The organism is Herbaspirillum aquaticum (genome assembly GCF_002213425.1).
Taxonomy (GTDB): Bacteria; Pseudomonadota; Gammaproteobacteria; order Burkholderiales; family Burkholderiaceae_D; genus Herbaspirillum; species Herbaspirillum aquaticum.
This window is the reverse complement of sequence record NZ_NJGV01000001.1, coordinates 342,110-365,426: the sequence shown is the minus strand read 5'-3', so window position 1 is coordinate 365,426 and position 23,317 is coordinate 342,110. Positions and strand designations below refer to the sequence as shown.

At 64.2% G+C, this 23,317-nt stretch carries 16 protein-coding genes; 6 read left to right on the top strand and 10 right to left on the bottom strand.

The window, feature by feature from the left end:
* Positions 1 to 3: 3 nt before the first annotated feature.
* From kdsA to CEJ45_RS01565, 8 genes are all read right to left on the bottom strand, one after another.
* The gene (gene kdsA, locus CEJ45_RS01600) at positions 4 to 858 is read right to left on the bottom strand and encodes a 3-deoxy-8-phosphooctulonate synthase (protein WP_088753495.1); all 855 of its coding nucleotides are present in this window, start codon (positions 856 to 858) and stop codon (positions 4 to 6) included.
* A complete protein-coding gene (locus CEJ45_RS01595) occupies positions 855 to 2,525 on the bottom strand; it encodes a CTP synthase (RefSeq protein WP_088753494.1) in 1,671 nt (556 codons plus the stop codon). Before CEJ45_RS01595 ends, kdsA begins: the two co-directional genes overlap by 4 nt.
* Positions 2,526 to 2,704: 179 nt before the next feature.
* Positions 2,705 to 3,523: an alpha/beta fold hydrolase gene (locus CEJ45_RS01590; protein ID WP_187697616.1), complete on the bottom strand. Its 819-nt coding sequence runs from the start codon at positions 3,521 to 3,523 to the stop codon at positions 2,705 to 2,707.
* 123 nt (positions 3,524 to 3,646) lie between these two features.
* On the bottom strand, positions 3,647 to 6,136 hold the full coding sequence (locus CEJ45_RS01585) for a DNA internalization-related competence protein ComEC/Rec2 (RefSeq protein WP_088753492.1): 2,490 nt from the start codon (positions 6,134 to 6,136) through the stop codon (positions 3,647 to 3,649).
* Positions 6,136 to 6,942, bottom strand: coding sequence for a TatD family hydrolase (locus CEJ45_RS01580; protein WP_088753491.1), 807 nt, complete (start codon positions 6,940 to 6,942; stop codon positions 6,136 to 6,138). Before CEJ45_RS01580 ends, CEJ45_RS01585 begins: the two co-directional genes overlap by 1 nt.
* A gap of 314 nt (positions 6,943 to 7,256) precedes the next feature.
* Positions 7,257 to 8,429, bottom strand: a complete 1,173-nt coding sequence (gene argE / locus CEJ45_RS01575; protein ID WP_034341259.1) for an acetylornithine deacetylase — start codon at positions 8,427 to 8,429, stop codon at positions 7,257 to 7,259.
* A 106-nt stretch (positions 8,430 to 8,535) separates the two neighbouring features.
* Positions 8,536 to 9,261 carry a lipoprotein-releasing ABC transporter ATP-binding protein LolD gene (gene lolD, locus CEJ45_RS01570; protein ID WP_088753490.1) on the bottom strand — a complete coding sequence of 242 codons (726 nt, stop codon included), beginning with the start codon at positions 9,259 to 9,261 and terminating at the stop codon, positions 8,536 to 8,538.
* Entirely contained in the window at positions 9,254 to 10,519 is a 1,266-nt protein-coding gene (locus CEJ45_RS01565) for a lipoprotein-releasing ABC transporter permease subunit (RefSeq protein ID WP_088753489.1), read from the bottom strand. The genes lolD and CEJ45_RS01565 overlap by 8 nt, the downstream gene beginning before the upstream one ends.
* Before the next feature lie 329 nt (positions 10,520 to 10,848).
* Here CEJ45_RS01565 and CEJ45_RS01560 point away from each other — a divergent pair, with 329 nt between their 5' ends.
* The 4 genes from CEJ45_RS01560 to CEJ45_RS01545 all read left to right on the top strand — a co-directional run bounded on the left by CEJ45_RS01560 (position 10,849) and on the right by CEJ45_RS01545 (position 17,677).
* Positions 10,849 to 12,972: an ATP-dependent helicase gene (locus CEJ45_RS01560; RefSeq protein ID WP_088753488.1), complete on the top strand. Its 2,124-nt coding sequence runs from the start codon at positions 10,849 to 10,851 to the stop codon at positions 12,970 to 12,972.
* A gap of 72 nt (positions 12,973 to 13,044) precedes the next feature.
* Positions 13,045 to 14,076, top strand: coding sequence for a hypothetical protein (locus CEJ45_RS01555; protein WP_088753487.1), 1,032 nt, complete (start codon positions 13,045 to 13,047; stop codon positions 14,074 to 14,076).
* Positions 14,073 to 15,767: a single-stranded-DNA-specific exonuclease RecJ gene (gene recJ, locus CEJ45_RS01550; RefSeq protein ID WP_088753486.1), complete on the top strand. Its 1,695-nt coding sequence runs from the start codon at positions 14,073 to 14,075 to the stop codon at positions 15,765 to 15,767. The genes CEJ45_RS01555 and recJ overlap by 4 nt, the downstream gene beginning before the upstream one ends.
* A 224-nt stretch (positions 15,768 to 15,991) precedes the next feature.
* On the top strand, positions 15,992 to 17,677 hold the full coding sequence (locus CEJ45_RS01545; RefSeq protein WP_088753485.1) for a bifunctional diguanylate cyclase/phosphodiesterase: 1,686 nt from the start codon (positions 15,992 to 15,994) through the stop codon (positions 17,675 to 17,677).
* Here CEJ45_RS01545 and CEJ45_RS01540 read toward each other — a convergent pair.
* Positions 17,619 to 18,350, bottom strand: coding sequence for a hypothetical protein (locus CEJ45_RS01540; protein WP_088753484.1), 732 nt, complete (start codon positions 18,348 to 18,350; stop codon positions 17,619 to 17,621). The two genes, CEJ45_RS01545 and CEJ45_RS01540, sit on opposite strands and share 59 nt — an antisense overlap.
* 87 nt (positions 18,351 to 18,437) lie before the next feature.
* Positions 18,438 to 20,393: a PhoX family protein gene (locus CEJ45_RS01535; RefSeq protein ID WP_088753483.1), complete on the bottom strand. Its 1,956-nt coding sequence runs from the start codon at positions 20,391 to 20,393 to the stop codon at positions 18,438 to 18,440.
* A gap of 177 nt (positions 20,394 to 20,570) precedes the next feature.
* On the opposite strand from CEJ45_RS01535, the gene prfB reads away from it, so the two are divergent.
* A protein-coding gene (prfB, locus tag CEJ45_RS01530) for a peptide chain release factor 2 (RefSeq protein ID WP_134222691.1) occupies positions 20,571 to 21,675 on the top strand; the annotation gives its coding sequence in 2 pieces (ribosomal slippage) (positions 20,571 to 20,651 and positions 20,653 to 21,675; 1,104 coding nt in all).
* A gap of 75 nt (positions 21,676 to 21,750) precedes the next feature.
* Positions 21,751 to 23,292, top strand: a complete 1,542-nt coding sequence (gene lysS / locus CEJ45_RS01525) for a lysine--tRNA ligase (RefSeq protein ID WP_088753482.1) — start codon at positions 21,751 to 21,753, stop codon at positions 23,290 to 23,292.
* Positions 23,293 to 23,317: the final 25 nt, after the last annotated feature.

Sequence of the window (23,317 nt, the reverse complement as noted above, 5' to 3'; positions counted from 1 at the left end):
ACATCAGGAAAAATTGTTTTCCAGGAAGCCTGCCTTCTTCACGATGCAATCCAGATCGATCATCGTGCCCAGCAAATCCTTCATGCGTGCCAGCGGCACGGCATTGGGACCGTCCGACTTGGCCTCGGCCGGGTTCGGGTGGGTCTCCATGAAGACGCCCGAGATACCCACGGCAATGGCGGCGCGCGCCAGGACCGGCACGAACTCGCGCTGACCGCCCGACGACGTGCCCTGCCCGCCCGGCAACTGCACCGAGTGAGTGGCATCGAACACCACCGGAGCGCCGGTTTCGCGCATGATGGCCAGACTGCGCATGTCAGACACCAGGTTGTTGTAACCGAACGAGGCACCGCGTTCGCAGGCCATGAACTGGTCTGTCGGCAGGCCGGCTTCCTTGGCGGCAGCACGTGCCTTGTCGATGACGTTGACCATGTCGTGCGGCGCCAGGAACTGACCCTTCTTGATGTTGACCGGCTTGCCCGATTGCGCACAGGCGCGGATGAAGTCGGTCTGGCGGCACAGGAAGGCCGGCGTCTGCAGCACGTCCACCACAGCCGCCACGGGCTTGATCTCGTCGATCTCGTGGATGTCGGTGAGCACCGGCACGCCGATTTCCTTCTTCACCTTGGCCAAGATCTCCAGGCCCTTCTCCATGCCCAGACCGCGGAACGATGTACCGGAAGAACGGTTGGCCTTGTCAAAGGACGATTTGTAGATGAACGGGATGCCCAGTTCAGTGGTGATCTCCTTCAGGGTACCGGCGGTGTCGAGCGCCATCTGCTCGGACTCGATCACACAGGTGCCTGCAATCAGGAAGAACGGGTGTTCCAGACCGACATCAAAACCGCACAGTTTCATGCTTTGCCCTTTGCAGCGGCATCCTGTTGCACCTCGGCGTGATGCGCCAAGGCTGCACGGATGTAGGAAATGAACAGCGGATGCCCATCACGCGGAGTGGACTTGAACTCCGGGTGATACTGCACGCCGATGTAGAACGGGTGAGCGTTCTCGCCGGTGCGCGGCAGTTCCATGATTTCGCACAGGTCTTCGGTCGGGGTGCGGGCCGAGACGACCATGCCGGCTTCTTCCACGCGGGTCAGGTAGAAGTTGTTGGCTTCATAGCGATGGCGGTGACGTTCGGTCACGCTGTCGCCGTAGATCTCGGCAGCCAGGGTACCCGGCTTGACCGCACAGGTCTGCGCGCCCAGGCGCATGGTGCCGCCCAGGTCGGAATTGGCGTCGCGACGCTCGACCTTGCCGTCATGGTTCTGCCATTCGTCGATCAGGGCCACCACCGGTTGCTCGGTATCCGGGTCGAACTCGGTCGAGTTGGCCTTGGACAGGCCAGCCTTGTTGCGCGCATATTCCAGCAGGGCCACTTGCATGCCCAGGCAGATGCCCAGGTACGGGACCTTGTTTTCACGGGCATAGCGGGCCGCGGCAATCTTGCCTTCCACACCGCGCTTGCCGAAGCCGCCCGGCACCAGGATGGCATCGTACTTGTCCAGGCTGTCAGTGCCGTTGGCTTCGATTTCTTCCGAATCCAGGTACTCGATGTTGACGCGGCTGCCGGTATGGATGCCGGCGTGACGCAGCGCTTCGGTCAGCGACTTGTAGGACTCGGTCAGGTCGACATACTTGCCAACCATGCCGATGGTGACTTCGTGCGAAGGATTGTTCTGCGCATCGATCAGCTTGTCCCACATCGACAGGTCGGCCGGCTTGGGCGACAGGCCCAGCTTTTCGCAGATGATGGTATCCAAACCCTGGTCGTGCAGCATCTGCGGAATCTTATAGATGCTATCGGCATCCCACACCGAAATGACGGCGTCGGCGGCAACGTTGGAGAACAGCGAGATCTTGTCGCGTTCGTCATCCGGAATGCGGCGGTCGGCACGGCACAGCAGCGCGTCGGGCGAAATGCCGATCTCGCGCAGCTTCTGTACGCTGTGCTGGGTGGGCTTGGTCTTGAGTTCACCAGCCGAGGCCAGGAACGGCACCAGGGTCAGGTGGACGAAGGCGGTGGCGTTGCGGCCGGAGCGCAGGCTCAGTTGGCGCGCGGCTTCCAGGAAGGGCAGCGACTCGATGTCACCGACGGTGCCGCCGATTTCCACCAGCGCCACTTCGAAACCTTCGGCGCCGCGATGGATGAATTCCTGGATCTCGTTGGTGATGTGCGGGATCACCTGGACGGTCTTGCCCAGGTATTCGCCACGGCGTTCCTTGCGGATCACCGATTCATACACCTGGCCGGTGGTGAAATTGTTCACCTTCTTCATCTTGGCCGAGATGAAACGCTCATAGTGGCCCAGGTCGAGGTCGGTCTCGGCGCCGTCATCGGTGACGAACACTTCACCGTGCTGCAACGGGCTCATCGTGCCGGGGTCGACGTTGATGTAGGGATCGAGCTTCAGGAGGGTGACTTTGAGGCCGCGCGATTCGAGGATCGCAGCCAGGGACGCGGCGGCAATCCCTTTACCCAGGGAAGACACGACGCCGCCAGTGACAAATACAAACTTGGTCATTACAGATGAGTGCCGAACGGCACATGCGGGAAATTCAAATTATACCCCAAAACCGGCTCGTTTTTTAAGCCTGCGTGCGATTAGTGTCTCGTCATCGACAATCTTGCAGCAGGAAAACATGACCGGCCGCCGGGACTGGCTTCTTGACCATCATCCCGGCAGATTGGTTCATCTCCGCACTATTTAACCTGAAGCCCCCTGCCCTGCAACAACTGTCCGATCATGGTGTGCGTGGCCTGGGCCGCCTCCACCGGCGACTCCATCGGGAACAGGTGCCCTCCGGCGATCTGCAGGAAATTCGGACCGACCAGCCGGCGCGTGGCATCCAGTCCGGCCAAGCGGCACTCCACTGAATCGATACCTCCCACGAAGCCCACCGGCACCGGGTAAGTCTGGCGCGCCAGACGTCCGAGGTGATGCGGAATGGTGCGATAGACCGCCGTTTCGGTCTCCCGCGAGAAGCGCAGCCTGACGCCGCCGCCGGGCTGCGGCACCAGCCCGTGCTGCACATAGTCGCGCAGCACCTGCTGCGGCCAGGCGGCAAACAGGGACTTGGCCGCGTAGTGCTGGTAGGCCGCTTCCACGTCGGGCCAGTTGTCGCGGCGTCGCGCCGATGCCACCGAGGGCGAGTGGCGGCTTTCGTACTTCAGCAGCTTGGCCAGGCGCAGCAGGTGCGCACGCCAGCCAGCCACGATGGGCGAATCCAGCAGCACCACGCAGCGCACCAGCGCCGGTCGCTTGCGGGCGGCCATCAGCGCCAGGATGCCGCCCATGGAATGGCCCACCAGGATCACCGGCTCGGCATAGCTGCGGTCCAGCTCCTCGCGCAGCTCGCGGGCCAGGGTCCGCCAGCCGTCATCGACCGGGAAGCGCGGATTGTGGGCGTGGATAGGCAAGGCGCGCACATCGTAATGGGCGCGCAACTGTTCGAAGAACATGCCATAGGTCCCCGCCGGATAGCTGTTGGCGTGGGCGAAATGAAGAATCGGGAGGCTCATGGAAAGGCACTGGCTGGGCAATGGCCGCAGCATAGCAAAACGGCAAGCGCCGCGAGCGTGCTATTTTCCCGCATCGCGAAATGAAGAATTGCGCCACCGGGCCGGCAAGGCCACCCGCTGGCGTCACTGCTCGTACCAGTAGCGCGCGTGCTGCTTGCGATATTGCTCGACCTGCAACTGGTCGCCCAGGGTCATGGTCAGCGCGCCGGTTTCGTCAGTGCGCAGGCGGCGGATGCCCAGCTTGCCATAGCGTTCATACACTTCCGGCTTGGGGTGATTGAAACGATTGCGATAGCCGACCTGGAACACCGCCAACTCCGGCCGCACCGCCCGCATGAAGGGTTCGGTGGAGGAGGTTCCGCTGCCATGATGCGGCGCCAGCAAGACGGTGGAGGGCAAGCGGTCTGCCAGCGGACCGCTGACCAGTTCATCTTCCTGCACCGCTTCGATATCCCCGGCCAGCAAGACGGACTGGCGCCCGATCTGCACCTTCAGCACGCAACTGCGCGCATTGGGCCGCCATTTGTCGCTGTCGTAACTGGCGGCGTCCGGATGCAGCACGGTAAAGCCGATGCCATCCCAGTTCCAGGATTGCCCCGCCTGGCAGCGCGTATGCGCCGGAGCAGCCCGCAGGATGGGACTCTCCGTGGCCAGCGAGGAATAGACACTATCCACCGGCAGATTCTTGAAGAGCGACAAGGCACCCCCGGAATGATCGTTGTCGTTATGCGAAATCACTACCCGGTCCAGATGGTCGATCCCCCTTGCACGCAGGTAAGGCAGGATTACCCGCGTGGCACCGTCCGATTCAGCGGTGTAGTACGGGCCGGTGTCGTAGAGCAGGCGATGGCCCGGGGTTTCCACCAGCACCGCCATGCCCTGCCCCACATCGAAGGCGGTCACGCGCATGCTGCCTTCAGCCGGCGCCACCGGCGCGTTGAGCAGCAAGGGCAGCCAGCCGAACAGCCCCAGCCAGCGCACAGGCCAGCCACGCGGCGCCAGCACCAGCAGGGTGCCGCCCAGGGCCAGCGCAAACATCCACGCGCCAGGCAGCGGCGTTTGCCAGACCGCCCAGGGCATGGCGTTGAGCACTTGCAGGAAATCGGCCAGCCACACCAGCAGCTGGTGCGGTATCTGCAGCACGAATTGCGCAAGCACGGTGGGCAGGACGCTGCCCAGCAGGGCCAGCGGCGTAATGACCAGCGACACCAGGGGAATGGCCACCGCATTGGCAATCGGACTGACCAGGGAGTATTGGCCGAACAGCAGTACCGTCAGCGGCACCAGCCCGAGGGTGACGACATACTGCGCATAACCGGCCTCCTTGAGCCGTTGCAGCAAGGCCGGCCACCAGTGCTTGCGCGAAGCCGCCGCCGCCATGGCTTGCGGCGGCTGCATGCGACCGACCGAACCATACAGCAGCAAGGCCACGGCCCCGAAGGAAAGCCAGAAGCCGGGCCACAGCACCGCCCAGGGATCGAGCAGCAAGACCAGCGCCAGCGCCAGGCACTGCACCACCGAGACACGCACGATGCGGCCGCGCCAGAAAGCGATCCCGACCACGATGAGCATGTAGAGGGTGCGTTGCGCCGGCACGCCGAACCCGGCCAGCAGCACATACACGAAGGCCGCTGCCATCCCCACGATCACGGCCACCTTCTGGGCCGGCAGGCGCAGCGGCAATTGCGCCCCCGTAAAGAAGGAGCGCCGCCACAGCCAGCTTGCCAGGCCGCCGCACAAGGCGGCCAGCATGGTGATGTGCAGGCCGGAGATGGCCATCAGGTGGCCGATGCCGGTACGGTTGAACACCGTCCAGTCGGCCTGGTTGATGCCGCGCTGGTCGCCCATGACCAGGGCCGCGATCACGCCGGCATAGGGGGCCTCGGGCAGCGCCGCGTAGATGCGGTCGCGCAGCCAGCCGCGGGCGCTGTCGATCATATGGGAAGGCGTCCAGACGAAGTCATCGACACGCCGGTTCAGCGCGGTGAGCGCAGCCCCCGCCGCTGCCGGACGGCCCACGACATAGCCGGTCGCCCTCACATCATCCTGCAGCAGCCAGAGCTCGTAGTCGAAGCCATCCGGGTTGGCATTGCCATGCGGACGCTTGAGCCGCACCTGCAGGCGCCAGCGCTCACCCGGCCGCAGGTCAGGCACGGCCATCCGGGGCGGGGCGGCCTGTTCGCCATCCTCGGCGGGCTGCTGGTAGCGCTGGTTGCCGTACCAGGACAGCGTCAGGCGGGGCGGTACCGGCGGCTTCACGCCCCCCTGCACCACCACCTGCTCCACATCGAAACGGAAGCGTACGCCCTGCTCGGTATGCGCAGGCAGGTCCGCGACGGTGCCAATGACGGTGATGTCACGCCCTTCCCAGGCTTTGGGTAGCTCCTGGTCCAGGTAATAAAGTGCGAAGGAAGCCGCCCACAGGAAACCCAGCCAGGCACCGCAGGTCAGCAACAGCGGCACCCGCAGGAAAGGCTGCCAGAATTTCCAGGCCGTAAAACCCAGCAAGAGCGCCAGCACCAGCCCGACCGCATACCACTCGGCGCCGGGCAGTTGGCCCTGCACCTGCAGCAATCCCACGCCGATGGCAAACCCGATGATCAGCGCGCGCATCAGAGGGGCAACCCAGCATGCGCCAGGCGTGGCAGCGCGGCTTGTGCATTGGCGGTGGTGGCGGCGGCGATCTCCTGCAAGGGCAGCTGGCGCAGCTCGGCCAGGACTTCCCCGATGCGCGGGATCTGGTCCGGCGTATTGATGTCGGGATGGCGCCAGGCCGGGGAAATATCCGGCGCGTCGGTCTCCAGCACGATGGATGACAAGGGCAGTTCCTTTGCCAGGCGGCGAATCTGCAGCGAACGCGGGAAGGTCATGGCACCGCCGAATCCCAGGTGCAGCCCCAGTTCAACAAAGGTCCGGGCCTGCTGGTCACTGCCATTGAAGGCATGGGCGATGCCGCCCGGAACGCGGATACGGCGCAGGTATTTGAGGATGATGTCCTGCGAACGCCGCACATGCAGCAGGACCGGCAGGTCGAACTCGCGCGCCAGCTTGAGCTGCTCGGCAAAGAAGAATTCCTGCTTTTCGCGCAGCGGCGCTTCTTTCAGTGCGGGCACGAAGAAATCCAGCCCGATTTCGCCAATACCGACGAACAGCGGATCCTCCAGCGCCTCGGCGATGGCCGTGCGCAAGACGTCAAGATCGGATTCCTTGGCCGTGGGCACGTAGAGCGGATGAATGCCCAGCGCATAAACCGCATTGCCGACTTCGCGTGCCAGCCGCCCGACCTCCTTGAAGTTCACTTTGGCGATGGCGGGAATGACGATGGCGCGCACGCCGGCCTGCGCGGCCTCGGCGGCCACGGCAGCGGAACGGTCGCCGAATTCCCCGGCGTCGAGATGGCAGTGCGTATCGACCCACATGTGCTGGCTTGGCGAAAATCGGAAAGACCGGCCCACAGGGCAGCGGTTCCGGATAACGACACCCGCCACGGGGGCCGCGCAAGCATGATTCAGCCAGGCTGATGCGGCTCGCTTCCCCCGAAGCGTCTTGTTGTTTGAACAGCATAGCCGGTTTGAACCGGCTTCAACCTGCGCAGTTTACCGTCTAACGCCCTCTTGCAGTAATTAACAATGGTAAAGAAACACCGGATTATTCACGCGAAGGCATGAAAAAAGGACGCGATCGCTCGCGTCCTTCATCGCGCCCGCTACCGGGGCGCAGCGATCAGGCCTGATCAGGCCGGCTGCAGCGACTTGCCCAGCTTGCGCAGGAACTGCTCGCAGCGTTCCATCTGCGACAGCGTCACGAACTCGTTGGGCTTGTGGGCATTGCCGATGTCGCCAGGACCGCAGACGATGGTCGGGATACCGATCTGCTGGAACAGTCCAGCCTCGGTGCCATAAGCCACCTTGCGGGTTTCGCGGTCGCCCGTCAGGGCGCGCACCAGCTCGGTGATGGCCGCCTGTTCGACCGCCTCCAGCGCCGGGCTGCCGGCAAAGTTGTCGATCTCCACGCGGGCGTCCGGGAATTCGCTGCGCATCTTGGGCAGCAGCACCTCGGCGATGTACTTGTCGATCTGCGCCTGGATGTCGGCCACGCTCATGCCCGGCAGGTTGCGGAATTCGTAAGTAAATTCACACAGCTCGGGGATGGTGTTGACCGCGATGCCGCCACGGATCTGATTGGTGGTCATGGTGCTGAAGGGCACATCGAAGAACTGGTCATACGGGCCATTGGCCTTGTAGCCATCGGCGAAATCGCGGATGGCGCAGATCAGGCGCGCAGCGTGCTCGATGGCGTTGCAACCCTGCGGGGTCAGCGAAGAGTGCGCGGACTTGCCGTGCACCTTGCAGGCAAACACGTTGATGCCCTTGTGCGCCACCACCACGTTCATGCTGGTGGGCTCACCCACCACGCAGCCATCGACCTTGATGCCGCGCTTGACGATTTCTTCCAGCATCACGGGCGCGCCGATGCAGCCGATTTCTTCATCATAGGAGAACGCCAGGTGAATCGGCTTCACGCGCGGCATGGCCAGGAATTCCGGCACCAGGGCCAGCGACGTTGCGATGAAACCCTTCATGTCGCAGGTACCGCGACCGAACAGGCTGCCATCCTTCTCGGTCAGCTTGAAGGGATCGGTGTCCCATTTCTGGCCGTCCACCGGCACCACGTCGGTGTGGCCGGAGAGCACGATGCCGCCCTCGGTGCTGCCCGCGTTGGGGCCGGCGGTGGCGGGCAAGGTGGCAAACAGGTTGGCCTTGGTCTGCTCCTTGTTGTGCGCCAACCAGGAGGAGATGCCCTGCTTTTCCAGGCTGTCACGCACGGTGGTGATCAGTTCCAGGTTGGAATTGCGGCTGGTGGTATCGAAGGCGACCAGGGTCTCTAGCCATTGGCGGGTGTTCATTGTCTTGCTCCAGTTTCCGTCTGTACAGGTATTCGTGTCTTCAAAAGCACACCGCCGTCTTGCATGAAGACGGCGGCGTCAGGGGCATTAGCTTACCCGGAATGCATCAAGGCTGCTGGCCAGCCACTTTCAGGCCCTGGTCGGACAAGCGCAACACACGTGCGCAGCGGCCTGCCAGTTCGATGTCGTGGGTCACGATCACGAAGGCCGTGCCCAGCGTGCGCGAGAGTTCGATCATCAGTTCGAAGGTGCGGTCAGCCGTGCTGCGGTCCAGGTTGCCGGTCGGTTCATCGGCCAGCACGCAGGCCGGACGCGTCACCAGCGCGCGCGCCAGGGCCACGCGCTGGCGCTCGCCACCAGAAAGCTCGCCCGGCACGTGCGTGACACGCTGCGCCAGGCCGACCTTCTCCAGCATTTCGCGCGCCTGTTCCTGCGCTTCGGCCCGCTTGACGCGGCGAATCATCAGCGGCATGGCCACGTTGTCCAGCGCCGAGAATTCCGGCAGCAGATGGTGGAACTGGTAGACGAAGCCCAGCGACTGGTTGCGCAGCGTGCCGCGCTCGCGCTCGCCCAGGCTGGCAAAATCCTTGCCCAGCAGGCTGACGGTGCCGGTGCTGGGCGTATCGAGCCCGCCCAGCAGGTGCAGCAAGGTCGACTTGCCGGAGCCGGAGGCACCGACGATGGCGACTTGCTCACCGTGGTAGACGTCGATATCGACATTACCTAAAACCTTCACCGAATACTTGCCCTGGGTGAAGGTCTTGCCCAAGCCGCGCGAAGACAGCACGGCCTGGCGGTTCTTGATCGGATCGTTGTTATTGTTGTTATTCATAGCGCAGGGCCTCCGCCGGTTTGACACGGGCCGCTGCCCAGCTCGGATACAAGGTAGCCAGGAACGCCAGCACCACGGCCAGGCCGCCGATGGTGGTGACATCCGACCAGATCAGTTCGGACGGCAATTCAGAAATCACGTAGATGCTCTTGGGCAGGAACTGCACGTGGAACGCCCGCTCGATGGCCGGGACCAGCACATCGATATTGAGCGCCACCAAGACCCCCAGGCCGACGCCAATGGCCGTCCCCACCAGGCCCACCAAGGCGCCCTGGATCACGAAAATCTTCATGATGGAGGCGGGAGAAGCCCCCAGCGTACGCAGGATGGCGATGTCGGCCTGCTTGTCGGTGACCGTCATCACCAGCGTGGACACCAGGTTGAAGGCCGCCACCGCGATGATCAACGCCAGGATGATGAACATCATGCGCTTTTCCGTCTTGACGGCCGCGAACCAGTTGCTGTTCTGCTGCGACCAGTCGCGCAGGTACAGGTCGCCGGAGAGGGTACGCGCCAGCTGCTGGGTCACTTCCGGGGCCTGCAGCATGTCGCGGATGCGCAGGCGCACGCCGGTCGGGGCGTCCATCCGGAACAGGGTTTCCGCATCCTGCAGGTCGATGAAGGCCAGCGACGAATCGAATTCATAATGACCGGCCTCGAAGATCCCGGTCACCGTGAATTGTTTCAGGCGCGGCAAGACGCCCGCCGGGGTCACCTGCCCTTGGGGCACGATCACCGTGACCTTGTCGCCCAGGCCCACGCGCATGCCGCGCGCCAGCTCGCCGCCGATGACGATGTTGAATTCGCCGGGCTTGAGGGAATCGAAACTGCCCTGCTTGACCTGCTTGGCCACGTCCGAGACCTTGGGCTCTTCCTCGGGCAGCACGCCGCGCACCAGCACGCCGCGCAGGTTGTCATCGCGCGTCATCATGGCCTGGCCCGATACGTAAGGCGCAGCGCCCAGCACCTCGGGGTTCTGGAAGGTCTGCTTGGCCACGGCCTGCCAGTCCTTCATGGAACCGGAGGCATCGAAGACTTCGATGTGGGCCAGCACCGAAAGCATGCGGTCACGCACTTCCTTCTGGAAGCCGTTCATGACCGACAGCACCACGATGAGCGCAGCCACGCCCAGCGCGATGCCGGCCATGGAAATGAGGGAAATGAAGGAAATGAAACTGTTGCGGCCGCTGCGCTTGCCGGCCCGCGTGTAGCGGATACCGACCAGCCATTCGAACGGCAGGTTTTTAATCAGACTCAAAGTTGCTCCGGGAGAGGGCCTGCACAATGTGCCGCCAGTCGCCTCGCGCCCCGGTTCAGGGACGCAATCCTCTGGCTGCACGCCAACACGGGCGAAGACAAAGCGCGAAGTTTGCCACAGTTTGGAGCCATGGCCCATCCCTGGCCGCCTGCCCCGTCCTCGCGCCTGACCCGTCGGTCGCCCGCCGTGAAGCTTGTAGATTCACTTCCACGGCAGAGGTTCGCGGCAGGATGCTTCATAGGAAAGATGTGCATGATGTTGCATCAGGAACTGGTTATATATACAGTACCTCCTTGCACTCCGCTCGCCGATATGAATTTTTCCGCCCCATGCCATCCGAACTCGTCCAGGACACCACCGACACCAGCAGCCCGCCAAGCGGCGAGCGCGATCCGTTTGCGCGCCTGAACGCGCAGCAGCGCGAGGCGGTCGAGCATGGCAGCAAGCTTGCACCGGCACAGCAGCCGCCGCTGCTCATCGTCGCCGGTGCCGGTTCGGGCAAGACCAATACCCTGGCGCACCGGGTCGCCAGGCTGATCCTCGACGGCGCCGACCCGCAACGCATCCTGCTGCTGACCTTCTCGCGCCGGGCGGCCGCCGACATGGGCCGGCGCGTGGGCCAGGTGATCCGCCAGGTGCTGGGGCTCGCAGCCACCGACAGCCCGCCGCAACTGCCCTGGTCAGGCACCTTCCACGCCATCGGCGCGCGCTTGCTGCGCGAGTACGCGGCCGTCATCGGCCTGGAAGAAGACTTCACCATCCAGGATCGCGGTGATTCCGAAGACCTGATTGGCCTGCTGCGCCATGAGATGGGGCTGTCCTCCACCGACAAGCGTTTCCCGCTGAAGGGCACTTGCCTGTCCATTTATTCACGTGCGGTCAATACCCGGCAAGACCTGGGCACCGTGCTGCAGACCCAATTTCCCTGGTGCCGGGAATGGGAAAGGCAACTGGGCGAACTCTTCAGCCGCTATGTCGATGCCAAGGAAGCCCAGCACGTACTGGATTACGACGACCTGCTGCTGTTCTGGGCCGACATGCTCTCCGATCGCGAGATCGCGCAATCGGTGGGGGCGCGCTTCGACCATGTGCTGGTGGATGAATACCAGGACACCAACCGCCTGCAAGCCGAGATCCTGCAAAGGATGAAGCCCGACGGGGCCGGGGTGACCGCCGTGGGCGACGATGCCCAGTCCATCTATTCATTCCGGGGCGCCACGGTGCGCAACATCCTCGATTTTCCCGAGCTGTTCACCCAGCCGGCGCGGCTGTTGACGCTGGAACAGAACTACCGCTCCACGCAGCCCATCCTGCAGGCGTCCAATGCGGTCATCGCCGATGCCCCCGAACGGCACGTCAAGCAGCTCTGGAGCGACAAGCCGTCCTCACAGAAACCGCAGCTGGTGGTCATCCCGGATGAGGCCGAACAGGCGCGCTGGGTGGCCAACCGCATCTTGGCGCATCGTGAAGAAGGGCTCACCCTGAAATCCCAGGCGGTGCTGTTTCGTACCGCCACCCACAGCGCGGCGCTGGAACTGGAGCTGGTCCGGCGCAACATCCCTTTCGTGAAATTTGGCGGACTCAAGTTCCTGGAAAGCACCCACATCAAGGACCTGCTCTCGCTGCTGCGCCTGGCGCACAATCCCAGCGGGCGCATGGCGGGCTTCCGGGCGCTGCAACTGATTCCCGGCGTCGGTCCCGCGACCGCCAGGAAGGTGCTGGACCGGATGGCCGCCGCCAGCGATCCGGCCGATGCGCTGCTGAACTTCGGCGCGCCCGCCGCCATCGCCCTGCAATGGCAAGCCTTTGCCGACACCTATGCGCTGATGCGCCGCGCCAGTGCCAGCTGGCCCACGGACATCCAGGCCGCGCGTGACTGGTACCTGCCGCAACTGGAGCAGCGCTACGAAGACGCCGACGCCCGCGCCGCCGACATCGAGCAACTGGCCGCGCTGGCCAATGGCTATGCCTCGCGCGAGAAATTCCTGACCGAACTGACGCTGGATCCGCCCGAAGCCAGCAGCGACTTCTCCGCCCCGCCCTACCGCGATGAGGACTACCTGACGCTCTCCACCATCCACTCCGCCAAGGGCCAGGAATGGCGCTCGGTGCACGTGCTCAACGTGGTCGATGGCTGCATCCCCTCGGACCTGGCCACCGGCAGCGAGGCCGAGATTGCCGAAGAGCGGCGCCTGCTCTACGTGGCCATGACGCGCGCGAAGGAATATCTGCACCTGGTGGTGCCGCAGCGCTTCTACATCACCCAGCAAACCGCACAGGGCGACCGCCACGTCAACGGCATCCGCAGCCGCTTCATCACGCCGCGCATGCTGCCCTTCTTCGAAGACAGCCTGTGGTTCTCGGCCGAGACCAATGGCGCCCGCACGCCGATGCCAGAGAGCGTGCGCATGCTGGTGCGCCAGCGGGCCAAAAAGGCCTGGAACAGTGGCTGACCCCGCTTTGAAGTGAAGCCTTGTTCAGGCAACCGGGGCCAAGCGGCGCGCCAGCCGCTAAAATAGCGCCCCATGAATCAACTCGACATCCTCATTCCCTTTGCCCTGCCGCCGGCTGAACTGGCGCGCGACCTGCTGCGCCAGAGCCAGGCACCGGCCCTGGCCATGCTGCTGGGCCGTGGCAAGGCCGCGCCACGCCAGGCGCATGATCCGTTTTCGCGCGCCCTGCCCCATGAACACTGGCTGGCCCGCCGCTTCGGCCTGCCTCCTGCGCCCCAGGACTCCAGCCCCGCCGCTGCCAGCGCGCTGATGCAGCGCCTGGGCCATCCGCCTGCGGCCGGTCACTGGTTCGTCCTGCATCCGGCCCACATCCACGTGGCGCGGGACCATCTGGTGCTGACCGACATCGGCCAGTTGCAGCTGGAAGAGGATGAATCGCGCCGCCTGTTCGCCGCCGCCCTGCCCCTGTTTGCCGAGATCGGCCACGAGCTGGTCTATGGCGATGCCCGTACCTGGTTCATCCGGGCCGACGCCTGGGCCGGGCTGCGCACTTCCACGCCATCGGCCGCCAGCGGGCGCAACGTCGACATCTGGATGCCGGAAGGTCCGGGGGAGCTGGCCTGGCGCAAGCTGCAGAACGAAGTGCAGATGCAGTGGTTTGCCGAGTCGCTTAATGAACAGCGCGAAATGCGCGGCCAGAAGGCCATCAATTCGATCTGGATCTGGGGCGGTGCCGATGCTGGTGTGCGCGCTGACGACGCCTACGCCCAGCACTTCGGCCTGCGCGGCTGGCTGCGCGCCTTCGGCGAAGAGGGTGCCGACGGTGGCGCTGCCCAGGTTGCCCAGGGCAGCGGCTATCGCCTGCTGGTACTCGATGCACTGGCCGAAGCGGCGCTGGCCGAGGAATGGGGCCTGTGGCTGCAGCACCTGGAACACCTGGACCGCGACTGGCTGGCGCCCTTGCTGGTGTCGCTCAAGGCCGGCAGCCTGGAATCGCTGAACCTGATCCTGACCGGCGCTGACCGCAGCCAGGAAGTGGCGGTCACGCGGGGCGCGCTACGGCGTTTCTGGCGCAAAGCTTCACTTTCGGGGCTGGCGGCATGATTCGAGTCACCACCCGGTCCTATGACATTTCCCAAGCCGAGCAACTGATTGCCGAGGGCGTGCACCCGGTCCTGGCGCGCGTCTATGCGGCGCGCGGCCTGTCCACCGCACGCGAACTGGCCAGCGAGCTCAATGCCTTGATTGCCCCCTCCGGCCTGCTGCATATCGAGGCGGCCGCCAGCTACCTGGCCGACGCCATTGCCCAGCGCAAGAAGCTGGTCATCGTCGCCGACTATGACTGCGACGGCGCTACCGCCTGTGCCGTGGGCCTGCGTGGCCTGCGCCTGCTGGGCGCGCAGGTGGACTACATCGTGCCCAATCGCTTCGAATACGGTTATGGCCTCACGCCCGAGATCGTCGAACTGACCGTGCGCGAGAAGAATCCCGACATCATCGTCACCGTCGACAACGGCATCGCCAGCATCGACGGCGTGGCCGAAGCCAAGCGGCGCGGCATCGACGTCGTCGTGACCGACCACCACCTGCCGGGCGACGCCCTGCCGGACGCACGCGTGATCGTCAACCCCAACCAGCCGCAGTGCGGCTTCCCCAGCAAGAACCTGGCGGGCGTGGGGGTGATGTTCTACGTGCTGCTGGCCTTGCGCGCCGAGATGCGCAAGCGCGGCCTGTTCGATGCCCAGACCCAGCCGCGCCTGGACAGCCTGCTGGACCTGGTGGCCCTGGGCACGGTGGCCGACGTGGTCAAGCTCGATGCCAACAACCGCATCCTGGTGGCCCAAGGCTTGAAGCGCATGCGCAGCGGCAAGATGCATCCCGGCATCGCCGCCCTGTTCCGCGCCGCCGGCCGCGAAGCCCGTCGCGCCACCCCCTTCGACCTCGGCTTTGCCGTGGGCCCGCGCCTGAACGCCGCCGGCCGCCTGGCCGACATGTCGCTGGGCATCGAATGCCTGACCACCGACGACGAAGGCCGCGCCTGGGCCATCGCCCAGCAACTCGACGCCATCAACCGCGAACGGCGCGACATCGAGGCCGGCATGCAGGACACCGCCCTGCTGCTGCTGGACGACTTCAATCCGGCCGACCGCCGCACCATCGCCGTCTTCGATCCCTCCTGGCACCAGGGCGTGATCGGCATCGTGGCCTCGCGCCTGAAGGACAAGTTCTACCGCCCCACGATCACCTTCGCGCCCGGCGATGAAGGGTTCATCAAGGGCTCGGGCCGTTCGATTGCGGGCTTCCACCTGCGCGATGCGCTGGACCTGGTGTCCAAGCACGCGCCCTCGGTGATGACCAAGTTCGGTGGCCACGCCATGGCGGCCGGATTGACCATCCATGCAGACGCCTTTGATGCCTTCTCGCAGGCCTTCGAGGCCGTTGGCCGCGACTGGCTCACGCAAAACCAGCTGGAACGCGTCATCGAAACCGATGGTGAACTGGAGGACAGCTATTACTCGGTCGAATTCATCACCCTGATGGACCAGCAGGTCTGGGGCCAGGGCTTTGCACCGCCCGTGTTCTGCGACCATTTCCGCGTGCTCAGCCAGCGCATCCTGAAGGAAAAGCACCTCAAGCTGCAGTTGGAAAAAGGCGGCCGCAAGTACGACGCCATCTGGTTCGGCCATACCGATGCCCTGCCCGATCATGCCCAGGTCGCCTTCCGCCTCGATGCCAATGAGTACAACGGCAAGACCACGGTGCAGCTGATGGTCGAGCACGCTGAACCGGCCTGAGCTGGCACGCCCCCCCTTCGCGTCAGAAAACTGACGGATCATCACACCCTTGTCTGGCGCAATCCCGCGCCAGACAAGGATTGCGGCACGGCAACTAGCGTAAAAAAAGCCGACAAGCGCTTCGTTGCAGTGGCACAATATTGACTTGGAGCGACTTCCGGATCGATTTGAGGGAAGCGGACACCACGGGCGCTCCGAGGAATAACAACAACATCAAACCCTGAATGAAGATCAAGCGCATCCATTGCAGCCTGGTGACTCGTCTCGTCCTCTTCGGCCTCATGCTGATCGTGGTCAGCGCAATCATGCGCTACAACATCCTGATCGGCTTTCTCGAAAAGGAGCAGGCCCAGGTCGCCGCCGAGCAGCAAAGCACCATCGCCAGCTATCTGGCAGAAGACATCGGCTACCGCGTGCAGGAACGTGCACGTTACCTTGAACGCCTGGCGCAGCATCTTCCTCCGGCGATGCTGGCCGACCGCGCCGCCGTGCGCACCTGGCTGCAGGAACACCAGGAACTGCAGCCGCTGTTTGCCCAAGGCCTGTTCGTGGCCGACGCCAATGGCTTGATCGTGGTGGACTATCCGACCCTGAACGGCCGGCGCGCGCTGTCGCTGACCCAGTTTGCCGATTTCGAACGCGTACTGCAGGGCGCCACCGTGATCTGCCCGCCCCTGGCCAGCCCGGCCAGCGGCAAGCCCATCATCGCCATGCTGACCCCGCTGCGCAACGTCCAAGGCACTGTGGTGGGCGTACTGGGCGGCAGTACCGAACTCAATGCACCGGGCTTTCTCGACCACCTGCAGCGCGCCAGGCTGGGGCCGGCCGGCGGCTTCCAGCTGATTTCCCCGGGCCAGCGCATGGTCATCGCCTCCAGCGACGAGGCGCTGTTCTACAGCCAGCTGCCCCCGGTCGGAAAAGATGCGCTGATGGACCAGGCCGTGCAGGAGGGTTTCCGTGGCAATGGCGTGGGGCAAGCCGCCAATGGCATCAATGAAATCAAGGCGTTTGCCTCCGTACCCGGCACCAGCTGGATGGTGGCCGTGACGCTGCCGCTGGCCGCTGCCCTGCCCACCGTGGAACACACCCGTGCCCTGATCGGACGCGGTGGACTGATCCAGGGCGCAATGGTGATCGTGCTGGTGGTAATGGCTTATCTTTGGTTCTTCCGCCCCTTGCGCCGCGCCGCCGCGCTGGCCGACCGCATGACGCGCGGCGAATTGCCCCTGTCGCCGCTGCCGGTGGAACGGCGCGATGAAGTCGGGCACCTGACCATGGCCTTCAATGGCTTGCTGTCGCGCCTGAAGCTGCACCAGGCCGAACTGCAGCACCAGGCGCATCACGATGTGCTCACCGGCCTGCCCAACCGCATGATGCTGGCCGAACGCATGGAAGCCGCGCTCACCCACGCCTGTCGCGAACGCAATGGCGTGGCACTGCTGTTCCTCGACCTGGATGGATTCAAGCCGATCAACGACACCCTGGGCCACAAGGCCGGCGACCTGGTGCTGCAGGAAATCACGCGAAGGCTGCGCCAGGTGGCCCGCCATGGCGATACCTTGGCGCGGGTGGGCGGGGATGAATTCGTGTTGCTCATCACCGACCTCGGCCAGCCCTACGAAAACGGCGCACAGGTGCTGGCCGAAAAATGCATCCGGGTGGTCTCCGAACCGCTGCACCTGGCGCAAGGGGAATATCAGCTGGGGGTCTCGGTCGGCATCGCCGTGTGTGATGGTAGTTGCGACGCCGACAGCCTGCTGCAGGCGGCCGACAAGGCCATGTATGCGGCCAAGGGCAATGGGCGGGGTTGCTACGTGATTGCCCCGGCGCGCTCCGCCGTGGCCGATGAACTCAACGCACCGGCAGGAACTGCAGGAATGACCCGCCCAGCAGGTTCTGCACATAGCTGATGCCAGCACGGCGATAGCGCTCGGTCATGAATTCGGCCATCAGGTCGAGACGGCCGACGATCTTGCCGAATTCCCGTTCAAAACTCAGGTTGCGCGCCTCGCTGCCGATCTCGTCGGACAGCAGCAGTGGCGCACCGGCGGCATTCTTGCGGCTGGAGAGAATCCAGGCAGCGATTTCCACATTGCGCGCGGCGTTGTAGAGATGCTGGGCATCGAGCCCGTCGACCAGGAAGAATTCGATCTTGTTGCCATGCGCGACGATGATCATGTCGGCGGTGGCATCGATGAAGGCCGCGACCCTATCCCCCTTGAATTCCGGCGACAAGGCCAGCGTCATGGCCTGGATATCGCGCTTGCCCTGCAATTCAGGCCAGGCCTGGCGCTGCTCGATGGCTTGCTTGACCTTCTTCTCGGCCTCTTCGCGGCTGGCGGCGGTCTTCTTCCATTCAGCCGGGTTGCGCCGGTACAGCTTGGACATCAGCAGGTACAGGCTATCGAGATTGGCGCGCATGGCCAGGCTGGCCACGCGGTTGCTGTCGGATTGTCCCATCTCGCGTGAACTGGCCTCGGCGCCCTTGACTTCACCATGCGGGGCAGGCGTCGAGGCGCAGCCGGCCAACAGGGCGGCGCACAGCAAGGACAGCGGCAGAAGGGAGAACAGCTTTCTGGTCATCGGCGGGCGGGACGAAACGCTGATAGGACTGATCCTAGCAGAATGCGTTCCGTCCGCCCCCTTCAGACTGAAGCCTTTTGCTTCACCTCAGGCCTTGCCGGTCTGCGGCAAACCGGTCAGGTAGCCCACCGTGGCGCCGAAGCGGTCCTTGAAGTTGGCACGCACCAGCGGATCGAGGGTGTCCTTGACCTTGTCGTGCAGGCCTTTTTCCCAGTCGCCGGCGTGCTGGAAGTTGCTCATCACGTAGGTCCAGCCGTTGATCTCGTCCACCGCATGCAAGCCGGTCGATTCGGCCCCCGCCGGGCAGGACAGCACGCGGGTGAGCGCCTTGGTGTCGACGTTGTAGGCCCACAGGAAGTTGTTGACGTGCATGCCGCTGTCTTCGCCGATGAACAAGGTGCGCAGCTTTTCGGAGAACTTGATGTTGTCCGGATTGGCGATGTGCTCCTGGTCAGCCAGGTTGCCCAGGGCATCCGGGGTCTTCAGGTCCACGCCCACCAGCGCCGCCGGCGGGGCCATGTCGATGGCCACCCATTCGCTGTCGATGGCATTGCCGCCGGCATCGCGCTGGCCGCCGCGCAGGTTCAGGGCATACACCGCACCGGCCTTGGGACCTTCCACCTTGATGTGGCCGGAGCCGTTGAGCATCGACGTCTGCACATAGGACATGGCCGAATACGCGATCTTGTCGCGGGCGTTGACGGTGGTGCCTTCCATCTTGGTGAAGCCCAGGCTGCCACCGGCCAGTGCCGCGTAGCGGTGGGTTTCCAGGAAGGCAGCGGCCTTCTGCATGCCAGGCTTCACACGGACCCAGTTGAACTTGCCATTGAAGGGGATCTTGGAGAAGGAACCGTCCGCCGGATCGGTGGTGCGGATGTCCATGATGTCGGCGGCCTTGTAGCGGTCCGCCATGGCCTTGATTTCGGCGCTGGTGGCGCTGCCCAAACGTACCCAGGACAGCTTGCCGGCACCCGGACCGACACCCGAGACCTGCTCCCAACGTGCCACATAGAGGGTGCCCGAGGACAGGTCAGCCGCGCGGTCGGCGATGAACATGAACAGCCCGCCATTGGTGGCGTCGTCGCCCATGAGCACGGTACGCTGGTCCGGCATGACCTGCACCAGTTCGTGCGAGATGCGGCCCAGGCAATAGTGCTTCTTGATGGAACCGGTGCCGTCCGGGTTGACGGTCACTTCCGGCAGGTGGCCGTAGTGATAGGGATTGGCACGGTTCTCGTCGCCAAAGAGGTTCTTGCTGAAAGCCTTGAACTGCGGATTGGAGGCGATGGCCGAAGCATCCGGTTCATATTCTTCCGACGACAGGTGCGTATTCCAGGGCGACAGGCTGGCGCCGCAGGTGATCCACAGGCCATTGACCTGGGAGGTATCGACATTGTGGTATTGCACCAGCGACAGCTTGCCCGACGACGGGTCCTGGTCCAGGGTCAGCACGGCGATGGGCGATGGCAGCTGGCCGTACATGGCCGCCTGCTTCTGGTCGCGGGTGGTGTATTCGAATTGCACCACGGCAAATACCGCATTGCCCTTCACGCCGGGCACCTTGGCACCGGCCACGGTCAAGAGCGAAGAGCCGTCCGGGCAGTCGGAATAGAACTGGCGCTCCTTGCCCGGCACCGAACGGTCGATGATGGGCTGGTTGTTGATGTCCAGGTAGCCGCCGGCCAGGATGGTGCCGCCCTTTCCGTTGGGCACCATGTCGCCGGTCATGAAGAAGGGCTGGTAAGCCAATTTGTAGCTCTGCTTGCTGCCGTCCGCGAAAGTCACTTCCAGGGCAGAGCCCACGGTGGTGGTGGCCATGGCGGCCGGATTGTCCAGGGTCGGGGCCGGCATGCCGGTAAAACGCGCCGAGGCGAAGGGCTTGCCCGCACCCGGGGTGGCGCAGGCGGCCAGCAGGGCCGAGGCCGACAGGCCGCCGGCCAGCGGCAGCAGGGGCGCGGCGCCCAGGGCCTTGAGGAGGTTGCGGCGGCCGGCTTGCGGCTGGTCGGCGGCGGCGGGGGTGGCGGTGGGGGCAGGCTGTCTCATCGAGGATTCTCCGGAAGTGGCTAGCAGATGTCGGGCAGCGGCGGACGCACCCGTCAGTATTTTGTCAGTCAAACAAGCGCGCCGATGGTAGCGACGGAAAATGACAGGCGCGTGACGGAGGTGAAACTGCCCTCCTCCTCTTGTATAATTCGAGGTTTGATCGCAAAAGAAACCATCATGGAAGCAGAACGCCTCAATTCCCTCCAATCCTTGCTCGACGACCTGGCCACCCGTGCCACCGAGCTTCGGAGGTATCTTTGACTTCGATGTGAAGTCGGAGAAACTCGAACAAGTCAACGCCGAACTGGAAGACCCCAACGTCTGGAACGACCAGAAGCGGGCCCAGGACCTCGGCAAGGAAAAGAAATCGCTGGAAGCGATCGTCCATACCCTCATCAAGATCGACAGCGAGTTGTCGGATGCGCGCGATCTCTTCGAGATGGCCCGCGAGGAAAAGGATGAAGACACCATCGTGGCCATCGAAGCCGATGCCGAGACCTTGAAGAAGCTGGTGGAAGACATGGAATTCCGCCGCATGTTCAGCGGCCCCATGGACGCCAACAACTGCTTCATCGACATCCAGGCCGGTGCCGGCGGTACCGAAGCCCAGGACTGGGCTTCCATGCTGCTGCGCCAATACCTGCGCTACTGCGAGCGCAAGGGCTTCAAGGCCGAGATCCTGGAACAGTCCGACGGTGAAGTGGCCGGCATCAAGACCGCCACCATCAAGGTCGAGGGCGAATACGCCTATGGCTTCCTGCGTACCGAAACGGGCGTGCACCGCCTGGTGCGCAAGTCGCCGTTCGACTCGTCCAATGGCCGTCATACCTCGTTCTCCAGCCTCTTCGTCTACCCCGAAGTGGATGAATCCTTCGAGATCGAGATCAACCCGGCCGATGTGCGTGTCGATACCTACCGCGCCTCCGGTGCCGGTGGCCAGCACATCAACAAGACCGACTCCGCCGTGCGCCTGACGCACGCCCCGACGGGCATCGTCGTGCAGTGCCAGAATGACCGCAGCCAGCACCGCAACCGTGCCGAAGCCTGGGACATGCTGCGCGCCAAGCTGTTCGAACTGGAACTGCGCAAGCGCATGAGCGAGCAGCAGAAGCTGGAAGACTCCAAGACCGACGTCGGCTGGGGCCACCAGATCCGCTCCTACGTGCTGGACCAGTCCCGCATCAAGGACCTGCGCACCAACTTCGAAACCGGCAATACCAAGGCCGTCCTCGATGGCGACATCGACGACTTCATCGCGGCCTCGCTGAAACAGGGCGTCTGATCCCGGTGGCCGCGCGGCCTTGCTGCGCGGCCTGCTCTTGCTGATCCGACCGTTCAACCTTCAAGAATTCCAACCATGACCACGCAAAACACCCCCGCCGCCCAGCCGGCAGCCGACGAGAACAGCATCATCGCCGAGCGCCGCGCCAAGCTGGCCGCCATCCGCGAGCAGGGCGTCGCCTTCCCCAACGATTTCCGCCCGGCCAACAATGCCGCCGACCTGCATGCGAAATACGACGGCTTCGAGAACGAAGCCCTGGAAGCCGAGCCCGTCAGTGTGACCGTGGCTGGCCGCATGATGTTGAAGCGTGTCATGGGCAAGGCGGCCTTCGCCACCCTGCAGGACGCCTCGGGCGCGCGCGCCGATGGCCGCATCCAGCTGTACGTGACCCGCGACGTCACCGGCGAAGAAGCCATGGCCGCCTTCAAGCACTATGACCTGGGCGACATCCTCGGTGCCGAAGGGACGCTCTTCAAGACCAAGACCGGCGAACTGTCCATCAAGGTCACCAAGTTGAAGCTCATCACCAAGTCGCTGCGCCCGCTGCCGGACAAGTTCCACGGCCTGGCCGACCAGGAAATGAAGTACCGCCAGCGCTACGTCGACCTGATCATGAGCGAAGAGACCCGCCGCACCTTCAAGGCGCGTACCGCCGCGATGTCGTCGATCCGCCGCTTCATGGAAACCAACGGCTTCATGGAAGTGGAAACCCCGATGCTGCACCCGATCCCGGGCGGCGCGGCGGCCAAGCCCTTCATCACCCACCATAATGCCCTGGACATGCAGATGTTCATGCGCATCGCTCCCGAGCTGTACCTGAAGCGCCTGGTGGTGGGCGGTTTCGAGCGCGTCTTCGAGGTCAACCGCAACTTCCGCAACGAAGGTGTCTCGCCGCGCCACAACCCCGAATTCACGATGATGGAGTTCTACGCCGCCTACGTGGATTACCAGTGGCTGATGGGCTTCACCGAGCAGGTGATCCGCCAGGCCGCCATCGATGCCCACGGCACTGCGGTGCTGACCTACCAGGGCCGTGAGCTGGACCTGTCCAAGCCCTTCGACCGCCTGACCATCACCGGTGCGATCCTGAAGTACGCCCCGAACTACACTGAAGCGCAACTGGCCGACATCGACTTCCTGCGTACCGAACTGAAGAAGTTCGGCGTCAAGACCGACCAGGCGCCGCTGGCAGGTGCCGGCATCGGCGCGCTGCAACTGGCGCTGTTCGAAGAAACGGCCGAATCGCAGCTGTGGAACCCCACCTACATCATCGACTACCCGGTCGAAGTCTCGCCGCTGGCGCGCGCTTCCGACACGGTGGCCGGCATCACCGAGCGCTTCGAGCTGTTCATCACCGGCCGCGAGATCGCCAACGGCTTCTCCGAGTTGAATGATGCCGAAGACCAGGCCGCTCGCTTCCAGGCGCAAGTGGCCGCCAAGGACGCCGGCGACGAAGAAGCCATGTACTACGACGCCGACTACATCCGTGCCCTGGAATACGGCATGCCGCCGGCCGGTGGCTGCGGCATCGGTATCGACCGCCTCATGATGCTCATCACCGACTCGCCCAACATCCGTGACGTGATCCTGTTCCCGCACCTGCGCCGCGAAGACTGATCGACGCACACGCAAACGCGGGAGA